Annotated in this window: 15 protein-coding genes; 2 read left to right on the forward strand and 13 right to left on the reverse strand. The window is 67.4% G+C overall.

Going from position 1 to position 18,855, the window contains the following annotated elements:
* Nucleotides 1-28 precede the first annotated feature (28 nt).
* On the forward strand, nucleotides 29-532 hold the full coding sequence (locus ACT3S6_RS11245; RefSeq protein WP_444555039.1) for an SRPBCC family protein: 504 nt from the start codon (nucleotides 29-31) through the stop codon (nucleotides 530-532).
* A gap of 60 nt (nucleotides 533-592) precedes the next feature.
* On the opposite strand, the gene ACT3S6_RS11250 is transcribed toward ACT3S6_RS11245, so the two are convergent.
* Complete coding sequence (locus tag ACT3S6_RS11250; protein WP_444555040.1) at nucleotides 593-4,246, reverse strand: TM0106 family RecB-like putative nuclease; 3,654 nt, start codon at nucleotides 4,244-4,246, stop codon at nucleotides 593-595.
* 214 nt (nucleotides 4,247-4,460) lie between these two features.
* Here ACT3S6_RS11250 and ACT3S6_RS11255 point away from each other — a divergent pair, with 214 nt between their 5' ends.
* Complete coding sequence (locus tag ACT3S6_RS11255; RefSeq protein WP_444555041.1) at nucleotides 4,461-4,649, forward strand: hypothetical protein; 189 nt, start codon at nucleotides 4,461-4,463, stop codon at nucleotides 4,647-4,649.
* Nucleotides 4,650-4,768: 119 nt separating this feature from the next.
* On the opposite strand, the gene ACT3S6_RS11260 is transcribed toward ACT3S6_RS11255, so the two are convergent.
* The 12 genes from ACT3S6_RS11260 to ACT3S6_RS11315 all read right to left on the reverse strand — a co-directional run bounded on the left by ACT3S6_RS11260 (nucleotide 4,769) and on the right by ACT3S6_RS11315 (nucleotide 18,653).
* Nucleotides 4,769-6,550 carry an MFS transporter gene (locus ACT3S6_RS11260; protein ID WP_444555042.1) on the reverse strand — a complete coding sequence of 594 codons (1,782 nt, stop codon included), beginning with the start codon at nucleotides 6,548-6,550 and terminating at the stop codon, nucleotides 4,769-4,771.
* A gap of 42 nt (nucleotides 6,551-6,592) precedes the next feature.
* Nucleotides 6,593-7,048, reverse strand: a complete 456-nt coding sequence (locus ACT3S6_RS11265; RefSeq protein WP_444555043.1) for a MarR family winged helix-turn-helix transcriptional regulator — start codon at nucleotides 7,046-7,048, stop codon at nucleotides 6,593-6,595.
* Between the two features lie 89 nt (nucleotides 7,049-7,137).
* A complete protein-coding gene (gene glsA, locus ACT3S6_RS11270; protein ID WP_444555044.1) occupies nucleotides 7,138-8,976 on the reverse strand; it encodes a glutaminase A in 1,839 nt (612 codons plus the stop codon).
* 56 nt (nucleotides 8,977-9,032) lie between these two features.
* Nucleotides 9,033-10,250 carry a serine hydrolase domain-containing protein gene (locus ACT3S6_RS11275; protein WP_444555045.1) on the reverse strand — a complete coding sequence of 406 codons (1,218 nt, stop codon included), beginning with the start codon at nucleotides 10,248-10,250 and terminating at the stop codon, nucleotides 9,033-9,035.
* 13 nt (nucleotides 10,251-10,263) lie between these two features.
* Nucleotides 10,264-11,979, reverse strand: coding sequence for an ABC transporter ATP-binding protein (locus ACT3S6_RS11280; RefSeq protein ID WP_444555046.1), 1,716 nt, complete (start codon nucleotides 11,977-11,979; stop codon nucleotides 10,264-10,266).
* Nucleotides 11,980-11,981: 2 nt separating this feature from the next.
* The gene (locus ACT3S6_RS11285) at nucleotides 11,982-12,878 is read right to left on the reverse strand and encodes an ABC transporter permease (protein WP_444555047.1); all 897 of its coding nucleotides are present in this window, start codon (nucleotides 12,876-12,878) and stop codon (nucleotides 11,982-11,984) included.
* A complete protein-coding gene (locus ACT3S6_RS11290; protein WP_444555048.1) occupies nucleotides 12,875-13,834 on the reverse strand; it encodes an ABC transporter permease in 960 nt (319 codons plus the stop codon). The genes ACT3S6_RS11285 and ACT3S6_RS11290 overlap by 4 nt, the downstream gene beginning before the upstream one ends.
* Nucleotides 13,831-15,450 (reverse strand): ABC transporter substrate-binding protein, encoded by a 1,620-nt coding sequence (locus ACT3S6_RS11295; RefSeq protein WP_444555049.1) that lies wholly within the window; start codon nucleotides 15,448-15,450, stop codon nucleotides 13,831-13,833. The genes ACT3S6_RS11290 and ACT3S6_RS11295 overlap by 4 nt, the downstream gene beginning before the upstream one ends.
* Nucleotides 15,451-15,477: 27 nt before the next feature.
* Nucleotides 15,478-15,918, reverse strand: coding sequence for a thioesterase family protein (locus ACT3S6_RS11300; protein ID WP_444555050.1), 441 nt, complete (start codon nucleotides 15,916-15,918; stop codon nucleotides 15,478-15,480).
* Complete coding sequence (locus ACT3S6_RS11305) at nucleotides 15,919-16,887, reverse strand: 3-hydroxyacyl-CoA dehydrogenase NAD-binding domain-containing protein (RefSeq protein ID WP_444555051.1); 969 nt, start codon at nucleotides 16,885-16,887, stop codon at nucleotides 15,919-15,921.
* A 10-nt stretch (nucleotides 16,888-16,897) separates the two neighbouring features.
* Nucleotides 16,898-17,779, reverse strand: a complete 882-nt coding sequence (locus ACT3S6_RS11310) for a 3-keto-5-aminohexanoate cleavage protein (RefSeq protein WP_444555052.1) — start codon at nucleotides 17,777-17,779, stop codon at nucleotides 16,898-16,900.
* Complete coding sequence (locus tag ACT3S6_RS11315; protein WP_444555053.1) at nucleotides 17,769-18,653, reverse strand: TetR family transcriptional regulator C-terminal domain-containing protein; 885 nt, start codon at nucleotides 18,651-18,653, stop codon at nucleotides 17,769-17,771. Before ACT3S6_RS11315 ends, ACT3S6_RS11310 begins: the two co-directional genes overlap by 11 nt.
* Nucleotides 18,654-18,855 lie beyond the last annotated feature (202 nt).

Raw genomic sequence — 18,855 nt, forward strand, 5'->3', positions numbered from 1 at the left:
GGCCGGGCCAACGAACGGGAGGACCCGAATGAAGCGCACCATGCAGGTCAGCGACAGCGTCGACATCAAGGTCGACGCCGAGACGATCTGGACCCAGCTCGCCGACCCCGCCCAGATGCCCCGCTGGAGCCCGGAAAACACCGGGGCCACGACCCCCGCCGTGGGCCGCCCGCTGCAGGTGGGAGAGATCTTCGAGGGGACCAATCGTCGGGGGCGGGCCCGGTGGATCACCCGGTGCGTCGTCACGGCGTCGGACCCGGGGCGACGTTTCGCCTTCGACGTGGGCAGGATCGGTGTCCGTCGGCCGATGCTCCGCGGCAGGATCGCCAGTTGGGCCTACGACCTCGACGACGTTGACGGGGGCACCCGGGTCACCGAGACCTGGACCGATGGGAGGTCTAAATGGCCGGACTGGCTTGCCGGGGCCTTTGACCGCGCCGTCACCGGCGGCCAGCTTTTCGCGGAGTTCCAGCGCAAGAACATCCGTCGCACGCTGAACACGATGCGGGGCGAGTTCGAGCACGACGGCTGAGCCCGCAGGACCTGCCCGGCATCGGGGCGGCTGGCACGGTGAGGCACCAGCCTTGCTGCTTTAGCCGCAGAGCCCCACGAAAGCCCCGAGTTCGGCCAACCCCTCGGGGCGGGTGGGCAGGAAATTGGTCAGTTCGGGGGAACGGACGATGACGGTACGCCATTGTGCCCGCGACACGGCGACGTTGATCCGGTTGCGGTTGAGCAGGAAATCCATGCCGCGTGGGGTTTCCTCGGCGGCGGAGACCGCCATGGACACCAGCACCACCGGGGCCTCCTGGCCCTGGAACCTGTCCACGGTGCCGACCCGGACGTCCTCGTACCCGGCGGCATCGAGGGCCTCGCGGATCACGTTGACCTGGGCGTTGTAGGCGGCGACGACCAGGATGTCCCTGGGCCCCAACCCGCGGACCGGACTGCGTCCGCCGTCGTCCCAGCGCAGCCCCAGATGCCGGCCGACCTGGGCGGTGATCTCCGCGGCCTCCTCGAGGCTGGAGGTCGCGTTGCCGTGGTGCTCCACCAGCACGGTGCCGACTCCCGGGGCGACCCCCTCGAGGTGGCGCCGCGCGGCGGCCGGGGCCGAGGCCAGGCGCCCGGCATAGCTCAGGACCGAGACCTTCGCACACAGGGCCGGGTGCATGCGCCAGGAATCCGGGAGGAAGTAGCCCAACCGTCCCGGGAGGGTGGCGGCCCCTTCGGAAAGCCAGCCCAGTGCCGAATCGTCGACGGGTTCGGGGTGGGTCCCCTGGGTGACCTGGGGCAGCTGCCGCGGATCACCGAGCAGCAGCAAACGGTCCGCGGCCCGGGCGACGGCGAGCGTATTGGCCAGTGAATACTGCCCGGCTTCGTCGATCACCAGCAGGTCCAGGCAGCCGGCGGGAACCTGTTTTCCGGTCATCGTCCAGGCCGTCCCGCCGATCAGCGCCCCGCCCTCGGACTCGAGGAGGGCGGCGAACTTCTTGTCATCGGTCACCGACCAGGGGGAGGGGACGAGGGGGTCCTTGGGCTTCTTGGCCACCCGCTCCGGATCGACCCCCGCCTTGCTGATGGCCGCTCCGAGCATGTTCTCCACGACCGCATGGGATTGGCCGACCACCCCGATCTTCCAGCCGCGGTCCAGCAAGGCGGCAATGACATGGGAGCCGACATGGGTCTTGCCGGTCCCGGGAGGGCCCTGGACGGCCAGATAGGAGCGATCCAGGTCGGCGACGGCCTCGGTGATCGCCCCGATATGGTCCCCCCGGCCTTCGTCATCGACGGTGACCGCGGGAAGGCCGTCCAGACTGGCCAGCCGCGGGGTGGACCGGCGCAGGATATCCAGCCCCGGGTGGTGGGGCAGTTTCGGCGGGGTGGTGATCACCGGCAGGGCCTCACCCGGGTCCGAGGTGGGGGAGGGCACCACCAGGGTGGAGCCGACCTGGCGGGCCAGCTCCGCCAACGATTCGCGGATGCTGACGGTCATGATGGGCCGCCCCGGGGTCAGTGCCATGGGTGTCTGCGGGTACGGGGGGATCCTCCCGCTGGATTTCTCGGCGACCGTGAGGACCGTGGCGTGGCCGCTGACCTCCACCGACAATAATGCGGTGTCGAAGATCCCGCCCCGCGCCGCGGGGACCGGATGGCCCTCGGCATCGACCGGGACGTCGGCGCCGGAGGGGACGGGGGGACCATACATGCGGAACCAGTTGGTGCCGGGGCGCAGATCGGTTCCGTCGGAGGCGGTTCCGGTCAGTTCCAGGACGCGGCGTTCGGTGCGGGCGCGCGGTGGCCGGGTCCAGTCCTCGAGGACTTCGGCGGAGTCCACGAGGAAGACTCCCCGGGTTTCGGCCCAGTCCTCGGTGGGGGATTCGAGCCGGTCGAAGTGGCCCCACCAGAACTGCTTGTCCTCGCGCCGGTGGTAGCCGGTGGCGGCGGCGACCATGGCCACTGCGGCGTGGTCGGCCCGTGCCGCCGGGCGGTCCGCGTCCGGAAGGGATGAGAAATCGGCGTCGAGCTCCAGATAGGACTGCAGCCTCAGTTCCTCGGCGCTGGGCTCATACGCGTCCGGTGCCGGGGCCCCGGTGCCGGGCAGGACGCCGGTGGCCGTGCCGGGCGACGGGTCGGGGGTCGGCTCGTCGGCGGCCAGTGAGAGCAGCCAATCACGCAGGCGCAGCGTGGAGAGGCAGTCGTATTCGTTATAGGCGGAGATCGAGGCCAGGGTCGATGCGGCGGCCTCGGTGTTCCCGGCCTCGCGGTCGGCGGCGTAGATCGCATAGGCCACGACCGAGGCCCCCGCGTTGGTGACTCCGTCCCGCGGGCCATCGGCGCCCATGTAGAGCGGTTCGAGCTTCTTGATCGAATAGGAGCTTTCCGAGATGCGCACCGAATGGCGGACGGTGTCATACAGGTCCACCAGCAGGGACTCGCGCAGCCAGGCATCCACGGTGTCTTCCCCGGCGGTGTGCCGGACCGAGAGGTTGCGCAGCGCAGACTTCTCGTAGGGGGCGTAGTGGTAGACGTGCAGGTCGGGCCACCGCTGACGGCGTTGTTGGATATAGTCCAGGAAGTCCAGGAACGCCCGTTTCTCCCCGGCGCGGGAATGCGCCCAGAACGGGCGGAAGACGGGGGTGCCGGTGTCGTGTTCGATGACGCCGAAGAGATACTCGATACCCCAGGTGCCGGTTTCGGGGTCCTGCCAGAGCGGGTCGCCCTCGAAGTCGAAGAAGATGTCGCCGTCGCTGGGGGCCGGTAGCTCGCCGATGGCATGGGTGGGCTGCACACGGTAGGAGACCGTGTGCTCCCCGACGCTGGCGGACCCGTCGAATTCCATCAGCCCGGTCTGGGCCCTGGCTTGTTCGCGGAGACGGCCCAGACCCGAATCCGGGTCCTCTCCGGCGGGGGCCGGCTGCTCGGCGAGTTGATGCATGGTGGTGATGCCCTCGGCCATCAGGGTCCGCCGTCGTGCCGCAGTCATGCCGCCGATGAGCAGCAGGTCATCGTGGGCGGCGACCTGTTCGGCACAGTAATCACAGGTCCCGCACCGCCGCAGTCCGGGACGGTTCCAGTCAACGGTGGTCCCCGCGGCGCGGTGTTCGGCGGTCAGCCGGCGAAAACGCGTCCGGAGCTCGCGGTAGGCGGGCAGCAGATCGGGCATCGGATGGTCGCTGTGTTCGAGGTCGCCCAGCACCAGGGTCGCCACCGGGGAGGGGTCGAATCCCAGACGTTCGAGCTGGTCCCCGTAGGCGGCCAGTTGCAGCAGTGCGGTGACCCGGGCATGGCGGGCCAGTTTCGAGTCCCAGACGGCGTAGCGGCCGTCGGCCCCGCGGACGATGAAGTCGGCGAACCCGAGGAATTCGCCGTCGAAGAAGGTGGCCTGGAAAACGACGTCGGCCCCGAGGGTGAGGGCCTCGGTGGTGTCGGCAGCCAGCCGTTCAAGCGTGGCCCGGTCCATGGTGGGGGCCTTGTTGATCCGGCGGACCCCCGTGCCGCTGGCCTGGTCCCAGGGACCGTGGGTGTGTTCCAGCTGCTCCAGGACCCGTTGTTCGTGGACATCACCGAGGTCCGCGGCGCGGGATGCCAAGGCGTCCTCGGGGAAGTCTGGTTTCTCGCGGCGGCCCAGTTTGACGTCGAGTTTATACAGACTCTGGTATTCGCATTCGCTGGCCGTGACCAGATCGGAAGCCGAGAAAACCAAGGGTGGCGGCTCGGTGGCCTCCACGGCATCCAGCAGGAACATCCACACTCCTTCTCATCTCAGCCGCGGACCTACCAACGGACAGGGCTCGAATCTAACAGTGCCGACCGACGCTTCGGGAACCAGGCACGTGCCTCTTGTGCTCCGCGTTGCGGGGAACCTACGGTGGCCGGACAGGACAACCGCCGGGTCACCGGGCAGCAAGCCCGCCCAGGGCCCGGGAAGGGACCAATGGAATCCTGGGGAGGAGCGGGCCATGCTGAAGATCATCACCCCCTTGGCCTGGGTGTTCATGGTCGCGACCATCGCCCTCGGCGCCGTCTCGCTGGCCACGGATGCGGACCTCGTTGCCTATATGCTGCCGTGCCTGGCCCTGGCCGTGGCCCTGTCCGTCCTGCGGCTGACACTGATCCGTCGCAGGCACGCGGAGTCCACGGCCGGCTAGGTTCTTGTCCCCGCCTGCCGGTCCGCCAGGGCTGCCGCAGGCACCGCGGCGGCAGGGGACGGCGAAGGCCCGCCCGGCACCAGGTGCCGGACGGGCCAACGGAATCGTGCAAGACCCGGTCAGGGCCCGACGGGCTGCGCCGCCTCCGGGTTCACGATGGTGACATCCGTGTGGGCGGTACGCCAGATCTCCTGGCTGGCGGAGGCGTCCATGAGCGCGGAGAGCCCGCCATGGGTCGGGGCCCCGATGACCAGGGACCTGGCTTGGATGCGGTTGGCATATTCGGCCACCGCTCGTCCGGCACCGGCATGGTCCTCGGGGCGGCCCGGCCCGGTGCCCAACACGTATCCGGCGGCGCCGACGCCTGCGGCGGCGAGGCGATCCAACTGGGCGCGCACGGCTGCCGACGCCGTGTCCAGGTCCTCGCCGTCGATTGCTGCATCACTGGCGATGACCGATTCCAGGACGTGGATCACGTCGACCCGAAGTTTCGCGGCGGCGGCGACCCGCAGGGCCTTGTCCACGATCCGGTCGGCGGAGTCGGAGGAGCCGATGGCCGCCACGACGGCTCCCTGGAGCCCTTCGGGGACGACGGCGGTGGCTGCATGTTCGACGGGGATGATCCGGCGGTCGGCAATGGCCAGGGCGTCTTCGGGTGCTTCGGTGCCCGGTTCCCCGGTGGAGCCTGCCGCCGCTGTATCGGCGGCTTGTGCTTCTTCGGCCTTGCGGAGGAGCTTATGTCCCGACATCAGGATGACCAGGCCGATGACCAGGGCCACGGCGCCGAGGATGAAGGGCACATGCATGTTGTAGTGCTCCACCAGCTTGCCGGCGGCCAGCGGGGCCAGGCCGCCGCCGATGAAGCGGACGAAGCCGTAGGCGGCCGAGGCGACGGAGCGTTCGACCGGTGAGACGGTCATGACGGCCTGGGTGGTGACCGTGTTGTTGATGCCGATGAAGATGCCGGTGGCGATGACCGCCGGAATGAGCACCGAGGTGTTGTGCACCCAGATGCCGATGATCAGGATCGTCACGGCGAAGAGCGAGAGGTTCATGTACAAGGTGCCGGCGATGCCGAGCTTGCGCTGCAGCCAGGGGGCCCCGAAGACGGAGAACCCGGCGACCAGGACACCCCAGCCGAAGAACACGAAGCCCAGGTGGATCGCGTCCAGGCCCATCGGGAAGGGGGCGTAGCCCAGCACGGTGAAGAACGCCCAGTTGTAGAACAGGGCCATCAGCGACATGGTCAGCAGACCGCGGTGGCGCAGGGCCTTCAGCGGATCCAGGATGGAGGTCTTCTTCACGGGTTTGGGCGTGGGCTCCACCAGCACGATGGTGGCGATCAGGGCGATGAGCATCAGGCCGGCGACCCCGAAGAAGGGGCCGCGCCAGGAGATGGAGCCCAGCAGGCCGCCAACCAGCGGCCCGGCGGCCATGCCCAGGCCCAGGGCCGCCTCGTAGAGCACGATGGCCCCGACGAAGCCGCCGCTGGCCGAGGCCACGATGACCGCCAACGAGGTGGCGATGAACATCGCGTTGCCGACACCCCACCCGGCGCGGAAGCCCACGATGCCGTCGATGGACCCGGAGAAGCCGGCCAGGGCGGCGAAGATGACGATGATCGTCAGGCCGTAGACCAGGGTGCGTTTGGCCCCGATGTGGCTGGAGATCCACCCGGTGAAGAGCATCGCGACGGCGGTAACCAGCAGGTAGCTGGTGAACAGCAGCGTCACCTGGCTGGGCGAGGCCTCCAGCTGTTCGGAAATGGCGGGGAGGATGGGGTCCACCAGGCCGATCCCCATGAAGGAGACGACGCAGGCGAAGGCCAGCACCCAGACGGCTTTGGGTTGTTTGAAGGGACTGGCCGGCCGGGAAGGGCTGGTCGTTGGTGCTCCGGTCATCGGTGCTCCAATCGAGGGATATGGGATGGGTTGGTGCTGTGCTTATTTGCCGTCGGGGCGTTGGTCGGGGGCTGCGTCGATGAGCCGGCGCAGGGCCCCGGTCGCGGCGATGATCGAATGCTGATCGGTGGCATCCAGTGCGGCCAGCAGCTCGGCGACGCCTTCGCTGCGGCGTTGGCTCCGGGCGGCCAGGGCTGCCAGGCCGGTGTCCGTGATCGAAATCAGGACGGCTCGACCATCGCTGGGATCGGGGACCTGCTGGACCAGGCCTTCGCGTTTGAGCCGGCCGACGGCCTGGGTCATCGAGGGCTGGCTGACGCCCTCATGGGCGGCCAGTGCCGTCAGGCGGGCGTCTCCATGGCGTTTGAGCGAGGCCAACGCCGAGTAGACGGTCAACGAGTAGTTCCCGGGTGGGGTCAGCCGCCGGGAGAGCCGGAAGAGTTCCTCCAGCAGCCCGGCCACGTCGGAGATTTCCTCCGGCTCGGGGGTCCGCGTCATGTTTTGCATAAGTTATTTATATCAAAGACCTATGCAATTTAAGAAATAATGTGTCCTGGGGAACGACGCCAGCGGGTCGGGTCGGCCCTTCAGCGGTTCGTTTCGTCGTGGAAGGTCTGGTCGCGTTCGCGCACGGCTGCCTCGCGGAAGCTCTGCTCCACGCGGGTGTAGGCGTCGCGGGCCACCGCCTTCCAGAAGGAGAGGGCCAACGACGGATCATCGGCCTCGAGGTGGGCGATGGCTTCGGCGGGCAGTACCTTGAGCTGGACCCGCCCCTCGGCCGTGACGCGCAGGGACTGGCCGCGGTCCCCGCCCAGAGCGATCTCGCCGAAGGTCATGCCGGCACCCAGTGTCGCATGGCGGAACCGGTGTCCCTGTTGGGTGCTGGTGGTGGCCACCTTGCCCGAGAGAATGAAATAGACGCCGCCGAACTTCTGTCCCACCCGCCGTATGACCTGCCCGTCGTCGTAGGTGCGTTCCTCCATATGCGTTTCAAGGGCAGTGATCTGTTCCGGCTCCAGGGGCCCCACGGCGGGGAAATCGGGCAGCCGTACGACGTCGGGGACCAGCCCGGGGCCGCCGTGCAGGGCAATGATCCACTCCTCGGCCCACTCCACCGCGTCGTTGCGGGTGCCGAAGACGGGGACGTCGTTGCGCCCGGCGGTCATGGCATCGGCGATGACCCCCTCGGTTTCGATCAGGATCAGCCGGCGTTTCTCCTCGACCAGCCCGTCGCGCACCTCGGAGAGCATGGTCAGGGCCACATCCCCGACCTCGTCGATCCGGCGCACGTCCAGGATCACCAGCTCCACCTCTTCGGGCAGCGCACTGATGGCCCGGACCATCGACTCGGCGCCGGCGAAGAGCAGGTCCCCGTTCAGTTCGAGGATCTGCGCCCGGTGCCCGTGCTCTTCGAGCACCGCCGCGGCGTCGTCGTTGTGGCGGACCCCGGAGGGAGCCTCGGTCAGGTCGTAGCGTTCGCTGATGACCGAGCGGCCCATGCGGGCCGCCCGGACGAAATGCAGTTCCATGTCCGCGGCCATGCGTTCGGAGGCGGCCACCCCGCGCACGGGGGAGCCGTGCTCGTTCAACGGCGGGGAATAGACCGCCAAGCCCAACTGGCCGGGAAGGACCGCCAGCAGGCCGCCGCCGACCCCGGATTTGGCGGGCATGCCCACGGCGCTGGTCCACGATCCGGCGTCGTCATACATGCCGCAGGTCATCATCACCGAAAGCACCCGCTGGACCGAATCGATCCCCATGACCTCCTTGCCGGTGAGTGGCTGCGTGCCGCCGTTGGCCAGGGTGGCGGCCATGAGGGCCAGATCCCGGGCGTTGACCATCACCGAGCATTGGCGGAAGTAGTTGCGCAGCGCCTTTTCCGGGTCGTGTTCGATGACGTTGAAGCTGCGCAGCAGGTTGGCCATGGCCCGGTTGCGGTGGCCGGTGCGGATCTCCGAGCGGTAGATCGATTCGCGGACCTTCAACGGCCGGCCGGCGAAATCCGAATAGGTGGCCAGGATCCTCTCGAAGCCCTGGCGTCCGCCCGAGCCCTTGATCAGCGAGGTCGCGGCGATGGCCCCGGCGTTGATCATCGCGTTGGCCGGCCGGCCGGTGCCCTCGGAGAGCGAGATCTCGTTGAAGGCATCACCGGAGGGTTCGACGTCGATCTTCTCGTCCACCGCGTCCGGGCCCAGGTCCTCCAGGGCCAGGCCGTAGGTGAACGGCTTGGACACCGATTGGATCGAGAACTCGGTATCGGCATCGCCGACCTCGTAGACGTAGCCGTCGACCGTGGCCAGGCAGATCGCGAAGTCGTCGGGGTTGCCATGGGAGGTCGCGGGGATGTCCTGGTAGGGGGTCCCGTCGCGCAGGCTCGACAATTCGGTGTGCAGCCGTCGCAGGTAGCTCTCGATGGGGGATTGCATACCCACACAGTAGCGGCAGCGCCGGGGCCCCGGCGGGCGAAACCCCGGCCCCGGGACTAGACGATCCGGGCGAGCGCCGCCAGCAGGTCCTTCACGCGCCGGTCCTGGTCCTCGGAGAGCATCTCGTTGATCAGGAAGGAGAAGCCGATGTTCTTGCCCGGCCAGGCCCCGTGGAGTCCGCCGCCGGCACCGGAATGTCCGAAGGCCGGGGCCACGGGGCCGTAGGTGCCGATCGGGTCGGCGAGCTCGTAGCCGAGGCCGAAGCGCAGCGGACGGTCGTTGACCGCGTCGACGCCTTCGGACCAGGTCCCGGTGGCGTCGGCCAGGGCCGTGGGATCCACCAGGGTCTGTCCCGGGGCGGCCAGCTGGGAGTAGAGGCTGGCCATGGATTCGGCGGTGGCGATCCCTCCGCCGGCAGCCAATTGCCCGCGGCGCATCTCCACCGAATTGAAGCAGTCCTTCTCCCCGGTGAGCGAGCCCGCATACATCCGGTCCACGATCCGGCGTCGTTCGGCATCCTTGAGGAAGGTGCTGATCGCGTAGTCATCGGCCCGGAAGATGGTCGCGACCCTTCCGTCGAGTTCCGGGGGCAGTCCCAGGTGCAGGTCCAGGCCCAACGGCTCGGCAAGCAGTTCGCGGATGAGGGTGCCGATGTCCTGGCCGGTGGCCCGGAGCAGCAGCTCGGCCATCAGGTACCCATAGGTGATCGCATGGTAGGCGACCTTCGTCCCCGGTTCCCACAGCGGGGCCTGGGCGGCCAGGATGGAGGCGTTGAGCCGGTTGTCGTACCTGGTGTTTTCCCCGTCGGGTTCGGGGTCCACATAGACCAGCCCGACCGTGTGGTTCAGCAGCATCGACACCGGCACGTCGGCCTTGCCGGCTGCGGCGAACTCCGGCCAGTAGTCGGCGACCGGACGGCGGACGTCGAGTTGGCCGCGGCCGACGACGATCGCGGCTACGGTCGCCACGAGGCCCTTGGTTCCCGAGAACAGCACGGCACGGGTGTTTTCGTCCCAGACGGCCGGGCCGGCCAGTCCCGGTGCCGGGTCCATTCCGGCCTTCACCGTCGTGCCCCCATGGAAACGGGCCACGGGGGCGCCTTCGCGGTAGACACAGAAGGACATCCCGCCGGCGCTGGCCTGGAGGTGTTTGGCGAACGTCTCCTGCAGCATGGCGAAGTCCGCCGCGGGCAGAGCCGCATCGTTATGGGATTGCAGGGTGAGGGATGCCGAACCGCCCGCTGGTGAAGGCGCTGGCGAGGTGTCGGTGGGCATGGTGGGAGCTTCCTTAGAACGTGGGGACATGGTCGAGCAGCTGACGGGTGTAGGCGTGCTGCGGGTTGTTCAGCACCTCTTCCGTGGGGCCCAGATCCACGATCAGTCCGCGCTGCAACACGGCCAGCCGTTGGGAGATATGCCGGGCCAAGGCGATGTTGTGGGTGACGAAGAGCATCGACATCCCGGTGTCCAACTGCAGGGTGCGCAGCAGGTCCAGGATGGAGGCCTGGACGGAGACGTCCAGGGCGGAGGTGATCTCGTCGCAGACCAGGACCGAGGGCGCGTTGACCAGGGCGCGGGCGATGGCAGCACGCTGGCGCTCGCCACCGCTGAGTTCGCCCGGCCGGCGGTCCAGGTAGCTGGAGCCCAGCTTGACCTGGTCCAGCGCCTCGTGCACCAGGGTGCGGCGTTTGCGCCGACTGGATATCCCGGCCATCTCCAAGGGCACCTCCACCGATTCGCAGATGCTGCGCCGCGGATTCAGTGAGGAGAAGGGGCTTTGGAACACGTACTGGATCGCTTGGCGCTCTTCGGCGGTGCGCCCACGGGTCCCCTCGGCCAGTGCGGTGCCACGGAGCGAAACGGTGCCGTGGTAGTCGTCGTTCAGTCCGGCGATGCACCGCGAGAGCGTGGTCTTGCCCGACCCTGATTCGCCCAGCAGCATCATCGACTCGCCCGCCTCGAGTGTGAGGTCGATTCCGTCGAGGATCCGGGCCGGACCGTAGGACAGCTCCAGCCCCGAGACCGAGAGGACCTCGGTGGACGACGACGTTGCGTCCGCGGAAGACTCTGCTGCCGAGGCTTCGGGGATGGTGTTGATACGCGGCTCCCCGGGGGCGTGGGGCCCGGGGATCAGCAGGGGTTGTTCCCCGGTGATCGCCTCCACATCGCCCACCCGGCGTTTGCCGGCCAGGTCGGGAACCGCGGCGAGCAGTTTGCGGGTATAGCGGTGCCGGGGCGAGAACAACACGTCCTGGATGGAGCCCCGTTCGACGACGTCGCCGGACAGCATGACCAGGACCTCGTCGGCGACCGTGGCGACGACGGCCAGATCATGGGTGATGTACAGGCCCGCGACCTGATGCCGTTCGGCCATTTCGTGGATGGTTTCCAGGACCAGTGCCTGCGTGGTGACGTCCAGGCCGGTGGTCGGTTCATCCAGGATCATCACCGAGGGACGGCAGGCGAAGGCCATGGCGATCCCCACGCGCTGCTGCTGTCCACCGGAGAGCTGGTGGGGGTAGCGGCGGCGGTAGGCTGCATCGTTCTGCAGGCCGACCTCGGTGAGGACCTCGTCCACCCGGGCGGCGCGCTCGTGGTCGTTCGCACCAAAGCCGTGGACCTGGAGCGTCTCCAGGACCTGCTCGCCGATCCGCATGGCGGGGTTCAACGACAGCGCGGGGTCCTGCGGGACATAGGAGATGGATCCGCCCCGCAGGACCCGGACCTTCGGGGCGCTGAGCTCGAGCAGGTTGCCCGAGGCCTCTTCGCTACCCAGATGGACGGAGCCGGCGGTCAGTTTCAGGCCCTGGCGGAAATGACCCATGCAGGCCAGGCCCGCGGTGGTCTTCCCCGATCCGGATTCCCCGACCAGCGCCAGGATCCGTCCCGGGTGCAACTCGAAGTCGATCCCGTGCAGGATCTCCTTGCCGGCCAGCGTGGCGACCCGCAGGTCGGTGGCCCGCAGTGCCGCGACGGTTGGTGCTTCGTTCTTCACGGTGTCCATGTTCATTCTCCCGCGTTCAGGTTGGCCGAGGCCCGTGCCAGGGAATCGGTGAGGAGGTTGGTCCCGACGGTCAGGATGGCGATGGCCACCACCGGCAGGATGACGCCCCAGGGTTGGACGGTCAACGCAATGCGGTTCTCGTTGATCATCAGGCCCCAGTCGGCGGTCGGTGGTTGCATGCCCAGGCCCAGGAAGGACAGGGCGGCGACGAAACCGATGGAGTACGTCATGCGCAGGCCCAGTTCCACCATGAGGGGGCCGGTGATGTTCGGCAGCACGTCCTTGAGCAGGATCTTCCATTTCGGGACGGCATACATTTCCGAGGCGCGGACGAAGTCCTCGGTGATCACCGAGGCGGTCGCCGAACGGGTCACCCGGGCGACCCGGGGGGCGTGGGTGATGCCGATGACGGTCACCAGGACCCAGCCCTTGGGGCCCAGGACGGTGATCGCCAACAGGGCGAAGACCAGCTGCGGCAAGGCCAGCAGGACGTCGTTGGAGCGCATGATCAGGTTGTCGAGCCAGGGCCGTGAGTAGGCGGCGGCCATGCCGATCACCACACCGACCACCATGCCCAGGGCGGTGGCCAGGGCCGCGTAGGCCAGCAGCCGTAGTCCACCGTCGAGGAAACGGCTGAGGATGTCGCGGCCGAGGTTGTCGGTTCCGAAGATGCCGTCCGGTTGGAACGGCCTACCGGAGAAGGAGGTGCTGGTGAATCCGGTGGCCCAGGGAAGCAGCAGCGGGCCCACCAGGGCCACCAGCAGCACGATCCCGGTCAGCACGGCGCCGATCCTGGCCTGCTTCTGGCGCATCATGCGCCGGAACAACCCGGGGGCGGAGGAGACTTCGTCGTCGATGGCCGATCCGGCCATGTCGGTGGGGGTGTTGTTGGTACTCATCGGGCGGACTCCGTCCTGAGCTTCGGGTTGGTGGCTATGCCGACGATGTCGGCCAGCAGGTTCACCACGATGTAGGCGGCGGCGATGAGCATCGAAATCGCCTGGACGACTTGGACGTCACGGTTGGACACGGCGTCGACCAGGGCCTGGCCGATGCCCGGGTAGCGGAACAGGAACTCGATGACGACCACGCCGCCGGCCATCCACGCCAACTGGATGGCGACCACCTGGGCCACGGGGCCCAGCGCATGGGGGACTGCGTGGCGCAGGATCACCGTGCGCTCCGGGACGCCCTTGAGTCGGGCCATTTCCACGAAGCCGGAATCCAGCACCTCGATCATCGTGGCACGCATCATCCGCACGATGTAGGGGGTGACGACCAGGACCAGGGTCAGGGCCGGCAACACCAGCTGCAGCGGATAGTTCCAGACGGGTTCACCCGGCGGGGCCAGGGTGACGGAGGGAAGGATCTTGAAGACCGTGGTGGAGAAGAGCGTGATCATCACGATGCCGATGACGAACTCGGGCATCGCGGCCAGGACCAGCGAAGTGGTGGTCGCGACATGGTCGGCGAAGCGGCCACGACGCAAGGCACTGTAGGTGCCCACGATGATGCCCACCGGAATGCTGATGACCGCGGCGATGCCCATCAGGACCAGCGAGGCGGTGATGCGCTCGCCGATCAGGGCGGAGACCGGGCCGGCGGTGGCCGCCGAGTAGCCGAAGTTGCCGGTGAACAGTCCTCCGAGCCAGGAGAGGTAGCGCATGACCACCGGGTCGTTGAGGTTCATCTGCTCACGCAGCGCCTCGAGCCGTTCGGGGGTCGCCTGTTGGCCGAGCACGGCTTGGGCCGGGTCTCCGGGGAGCAGCAGGGTGGCCACGAAGACCATGATGGAGACGACCAGCAGGATCAGCACGCTGACCAACAGGCGTCGGGAAACGAGTTTGAGGATCATTTCGTGCCTCCCATCCACACACGACGGAATTCGTAGCCGGACAGGGCCAGCCCGGTTTTATTGGGTACCAGTCCGGCGACATAGTGCTGGAAGGCATCGGCCTGGTTGGGGTGTCCCCAAATGATGTATCCACCTTCGTCGTAGAGCAGGCGTTGGGCCTTGGCGATCTGCTGGTTGCGTTGGTCTTCGTCCACGGTGGCCTTGGCCTGGTTGACGAGGTCGACGAAATCGGCGTTGTCCCAGTGGGTTTCGTTATAGGGGGAATCCTTCAGCAGGGAGTTGTCCACCTGCGGCAGGAAGTTGCGGGTGTAGTAGAAGTCCTGGGCGAAGTCCCATTGGAGGTAGTCGTCGCCGAAATAGGTGGTGGTGTCGGTGCGGCGGATCTTGACCCTGATCCCGGAGGCCGCCGCCTGTTGGGCGAAGACCTGGGCCGCCTCGACGGCGCCGGATTGGATGGGGGCCGTGACGAGCTCCACGTCCAGTCCGTTGGGGTACCCCGCCTCGGCGAGCAGGGACTTGGCCTTGGCGATATCCTGCGTGCGCTGGGTCAACCCGGTCGTTCCGGGGTCGAAGGGGGCGAAGACGTCGTTGCCGATGGTGCCGTGGCCGCTGAGGACCTGCTCGATCATCTGCTCCCGGTCCACGGCGAGCTTGAAGGCCTGCCGGACCCGGACGTCGTCGAAGGGTTTGCGGTCCACCCGCATGGTGAACGGCAGCCACATGCCGGTCTCCGAGTTCAGGATCCCGATACGCGGGTCCGAACCGATGACTTCGGTCAGTGCCAACGGGATCTGTCCGATCGCGTCGACCTGGCTGGACAGCAGGGCATTGATCATCGCGTCGTCATCATCGAAGTTCAGGATGGCCAACTCGTCCAGATAGGGCTCGTGATCGCGCCAATAGCCGTCGTTGCGGGAGAAGACCGACTGCCGGCCGGGCGAGAAGCTCTTGACCTTGAAGGGGCCGGTTCCCACCGGCTTCGCGGCGTCGTAATCCGCGGGGACGATCCCCATCGAGTATTGGCCCAAGGAGTCGTCGAAGGTCGCCGACGGGGAGTTCAACCGGAATTCAACGGTGTCCTTGCCCACGATCGCGACCTCGTCGAGGACGACCAGCGCCGTGGCACCGGATTTGGGATCCTCGGGATCGGTGATGCGCTTGAACGTGGCGACGACGTCTTCGGGCCGCACCGGGCGTCCATCATGGAAGACGACTCCTGGACGCAGTTTCACGGTCCAGACCATCGCCTTTTCATCCGGCGTCGCACTCAGCGCCAGCAGCGGCTGCAGGTCGTAGTTCTCATCCCGGTACAGCAGTGCTTCGTAGAGGTTGACCACGCGGGCGATATCCGTCGTGTTCACCGGGATGTGGGCGTCCAGGGTGTCTGAGGCGCCACCTCCGGAGAGCCCGACGCGCAGGGTCCCGCCGGTTTGTGGATTGCCGGTCGGTGCCGCAATGACCGAGGGCTGGGCCCCGCAAGCGGTCAGCACGGCGCCGAGGCCGAGGGCCATTCCGCTGCCGAGCAATGCCCGGCGGCTGAATCCCTCAGGCCCGGAACGTCGGGCGCGGGCTGCCGGGGGAGGCATGGGAAAGAGGGAAGGTGGGGAGGAAGTCACGGTGGGGCTCCTGGAGTAGGCGGATGGCTAGCAGGTGATGGATCGGCCGCTCCAGTCCGGGGGGTCATCGCGATGGATTTCGATGGCGTCCAGGATGTCCTGTCCGAAGGGAAGGGTCTTCCCCGTTTCCTGGCTCACATGCAGCCCCAGGATCTCCTCGGTGGCAATCACCGCGCCATCGACCCGCATGGTGTGGGCCAGATGCAGCTTCTTGGCCCCCGAGCCGGCCACCGTGGTGGTGACCTCCAGTTCGGCGCCGAGACCGGTTTCATCCAGATACCTGACGTGGGCCTCCACGGTGTACAGCGAATTGGAGGTGGCCTCCCGGTAGACGGGGCCCAGGCCCAGCGTCTCCATGGCCGCATCGGTGGCGAAACCGAAGACGAGGACGTAGTAGGCCTCGGAGAGGTGGCCGTTATAGTCGATCCATTCGGGCAGGACAGCCGTGGAATACGGTTCCAGCGCCACCTAGACCGCCGCCTTCGGTGCCGCCTTCAGCTCCCCGATCACGGTGCGGACGGCGATGATGGCCGCGTCGCGTTCGGCGACCAGATCGGCGAAGCCGCGCTCGCCGGCTTCCTCGTCGCAACCGGCGATGACGTCATCGCGCAGCTTCCGGGTCAGTTCCGGGGCATCGAGCCGGGTCCACGGCGACTTCAAGGAGGGGCCGAAGTGGTCCAGCATATGGGCCATGCCGCCGGGCCCACCGGCCAGATGGAAGGTGAGCATGGGGCCTTGGATCGGCCAGCGCAGGCCGGGGCCATCGGTGATGGCCAGATCGATCTGTTCGACCGTGGCCTCGCCGTTGTCGATCATATGCAGGGCCTCGCGCCAGAGCGCCTCCTGCAAGCGGTTGGCGATGAAGCCCGGGACCTCACGGTCCATGGTGATCACCGACTTGCCGATGAAGTCATACCACTGCGAGGCCCAGGCCACCGCTGCCGGATCGGTGCCTTCGGCGCCGGCGACCTCCACGAGGGGGATCAGGTACGGCGGGTTGAAGGGATGGCCGACGACCAGGCGTTCGGGGTGGGCCGCACGTTGGTTCATCTCACTCATCCCGTAACCGGAGGTGGAGGAACCGATGACGACGTCGGTGTCGGTCACCGCGTCGATCCGGGCCAGCAGATCCGATTTGAGGTCCAGGTCCTCGGGGGCGCTTTCCTGGACGAACCCGACACCGGACACGGCGTCGGCGAGTTCGGCGTGGACGGACCAGTTGTCCTTGGAAGCATTCGGTGCCAGACCCAACTGGGTCAGCGCCGGCCAGGCGGCATCGATCAGCGCGGCCAACTTGTCACCGGCATCGGCGGAGGGGTCCCAGGCCTGGACGCGGAAACCGCGGGACAGGAAGTAGGCGGCCCAGCCGCCACCAATGGTGCCGATGCCCACGCAGGCCACCGTTTCGACGTCGTGCAGGTTGGGGTAGTTGCTCATGAATCAGGCCTTACTTTTCGAGCTTGAGGATTTCGCGGGCTTCGTCGGGGGTGGCCACGGAGGAACCCATGCCGGTGACGATGCCGATGGCACGTTCGGTCAACTGTGCGTTGGTGGCCTTCACGCCCTTGGAGAGGTAGAGGTTGTCTTCCAATCCGACGCGGACGTGGCCACCGAGGAGCACCGACTGGGCGACCCAGGGCAGCTGGTTGCGGCCGATGGCGAAGGAGGTCCACTGGGCCCCCTCGGGCAGCATGTTCACCATGGCCTGCAGCAGGGCAGGATCCACGGGGGCGCCGTAGGGGATGCCCATGCACAGCTGGTAGAGCGGCGGCGGGGCGATCAGCCCTTCCTCGACCATGACGTTGGCGAACCAGAGGTTGCCGGTGTCGAAGATCTCCATCTCCGGCTTCACACCCAGTTCCTTGATGCGGGCGGCGCCCTCGCGGAGCATGTCGGGGGTGGAGACGTAGAGGTTGCTGCCTTCGCCGAAGTTCAGCGAACCGCAGTCGATGGTGCAGATCTCCGGGCGCAGCTCCTCGACGTGGGTCAGCCGCTCCAGCCCCGAGACCAGATCGGTGCCCGGCAACTGGGCCGTCGGCTCGGAGGGGTCGACCACCAGGTCCCCGCCCATGCCGGCGGTGAGGTTGATGACCGGATCGACGTCCGATTCCTTGATCTGGCGCACGACCTCGCGGTAGAGCTCGGTATCGCGCGAGCCCTGCTTGGTTTCGGGATCCCTCACGTGGATGTGGACGACCGAGGCGCCGGCCCGGGCCGCGGCAATGGCATCGGCGGCAATCTCATCCGGGGTGACGGGAACGAATTCGCTCTTGGACGTGGTGTCCCCGGCGCCGGTCAGGGCGCAGGTGACGATGACTTTACGATTCATGGGATGACTCCTCGGGGGTGACGATGGTGCGGTCAATGAAATTTTCGATGTGCTCTTGCATCTGAACGGTGGTCAGCATGCCGGTCAGGACCTTGATGCCCAGGCCGTCCATCAGGCTGGTGATGTCCAAGGTCAGATCGGCGGCGTCGATGGAGCGGAACACCCCGCTGCGTTGGCCGTCGGCGATGATGCCTTCCACGGTTTGGCGCCAGCGTTCGTAGCCATGTGAATGGTTGTCTCGTTGGCTCGGGTCCACGGCGGCCTGTCCCCAGGTCTGCAGCCAGATCGACCATTCGGCCCGTCCGGCCACCCCTTCGGGGAGCTGGAGGCGGATCAATTGCTTGAGCCGCTGGACCGGATCCGGGATGGCGTGCAACTCAGTGACCTGGCGGTCGAAGGCCAGCTTGACCGAGTAGCGCAGCGCCTCGGCGAAGATCTCCAGCTTCGTCGGGAAGTAGTAGTGCACCGAAGCCGGGGACATGCCTGTTTCCCGGGCGATATCGGAGATCCTGACGTTGGCGTGGCCCATTTCGGCGAAGAGCCACCAGGACTGTTCGATGATCAGCCGGCGCTTGCGGGCCGAGGTGGTGTCTTCGCGGTGCCGGGTGGGCAGGATGCCCGAGGAGGGGGCCACCGAGGCTCCTGCCGTGGAGTCGGAGCCGGAGAGCAGCCAATTGGCGGTCACGCCGGTATTGGTGGCCAGCAGGGTCAGTTCCTCGGGATTGAAGCGTCGGATGCCCTTGAGTGATTTGGACAGTTTGGTCTCGTCGATGCCGATGAGGGCGGCGACGTCACGTTGGGCCAGTCCCGAGTCGTGGATGGCCCGCCGGGCACGGTCTGCGAGTGTGTCGGCGGAGGATTCGGCGGTTGGCATGGGGCCAACAGTAGAACAGGACTTGCGAACATGGCAAGTGAGTTGATTGACAATCAATCATGAATTGCGATTCATGGCGATCTCTGAAGCTGTCGCGGAGGCGATCGATGCCCGGTTTCCGCCCGGCTCGGTGGGCGCGGGGAAGACGCATTCCGACCGGCGATGGGGCCCGGGGTCGGGGGGTGATCAAGTTCATGTTTCG

It is taken from the genome of Arthrobacter sp. AOP36-C1-22 (assembly GCF_052377515.1).
Lineage (GTDB): Bacteria > Actinomycetota > Actinomycetes > Actinomycetales > Micrococcaceae > Arthrobacter_H.

What these genes read in the sequence shown, in the direction of transcription:
- ACT3S6_RS11305 (WP_444555051.1), bottom strand. Translation starts at nt 16,887, where the DNA reads ATGAGCAACTACCCCAACCTGCACGACGTCGAAACGGTGGCCTGCGTG.
- ACT3S6_RS11285 (WP_444555047.1), bottom strand. Translation starts at nt 12,878, where the DNA reads ATGAGTACCAACAACACCCCCACCGACATGGCCGGATCGGCCATCGAC.
- ACT3S6_RS11315 (WP_444555053.1), bottom strand. Translation starts at nt 18,653, where the DNA reads ATGCCAACCGCCGAATCCTCCGCCGACACACTCGCAGACCGTGCCCGG.
- ACT3S6_RS11280 (WP_444555046.1), bottom strand. Translation starts at nt 11,979, where the DNA reads ATGGACACCGTGAAGAACGAAGCACCAACCGTCGCGGCACTGCGGGCC.
- ACT3S6_RS11260 (WP_444555042.1), bottom strand. Translation starts at nt 6,550, where the DNA reads ATGACCGGAGCACCAACGACCAGCCCTTCCCGGCCGGCCAGTCCCTTC.
- ACT3S6_RS11250 (WP_444555040.1), bottom strand. Translation starts at nt 4,246, where the DNA reads ATGTTCCTGCTGGATGCCGTGGAGGCCACCGAGCCGCCACCCTTGGTT.
- ACT3S6_RS11255 (WP_444555041.1), top strand. Translation starts at nt 4,461, where the DNA reads ATGCTGAAGATCATCACCCCCTTGGCCTGGGTGTTCATGGTCGCGACC.
- glsA (WP_444555044.1), bottom strand. Translation starts at nt 8,976, where the DNA reads ATGCAATCCCCCATCGAGAGCTACCTGCGACGGCTGCACACCGAATTG.
- ACT3S6_RS11265 (WP_444555043.1), bottom strand. Translation starts at nt 7,048, where the DNA reads ATGACGCGGACCCCCGAGCCGGAGGAAATCTCCGACGTGGCCGGGCTG.
- ACT3S6_RS11290 (WP_444555048.1), bottom strand. Translation starts at nt 13,834, where the DNA reads ATGATCCTCAAACTCGTTTCCCGACGCCTGTTGGTCAGCGTGCTGATC.
- ACT3S6_RS11275 (WP_444555045.1), bottom strand. Translation starts at nt 10,250, where the DNA reads ATGCCCACCGACACCTCGCCAGCGCCTTCACCAGCGGGCGGTTCGGCA.
- ACT3S6_RS11310 (WP_444555052.1), bottom strand. Translation starts at nt 17,779, where the DNA reads ATGAATCGTAAAGTCATCGTCACCTGCGCCCTGACCGGCGCCGGGGAC.
- ACT3S6_RS11245 (WP_444555039.1), top strand. Translation starts at nt 29, where the DNA reads ATGAAGCGCACCATGCAGGTCAGCGACAGCGTCGACATCAAGGTCGAC.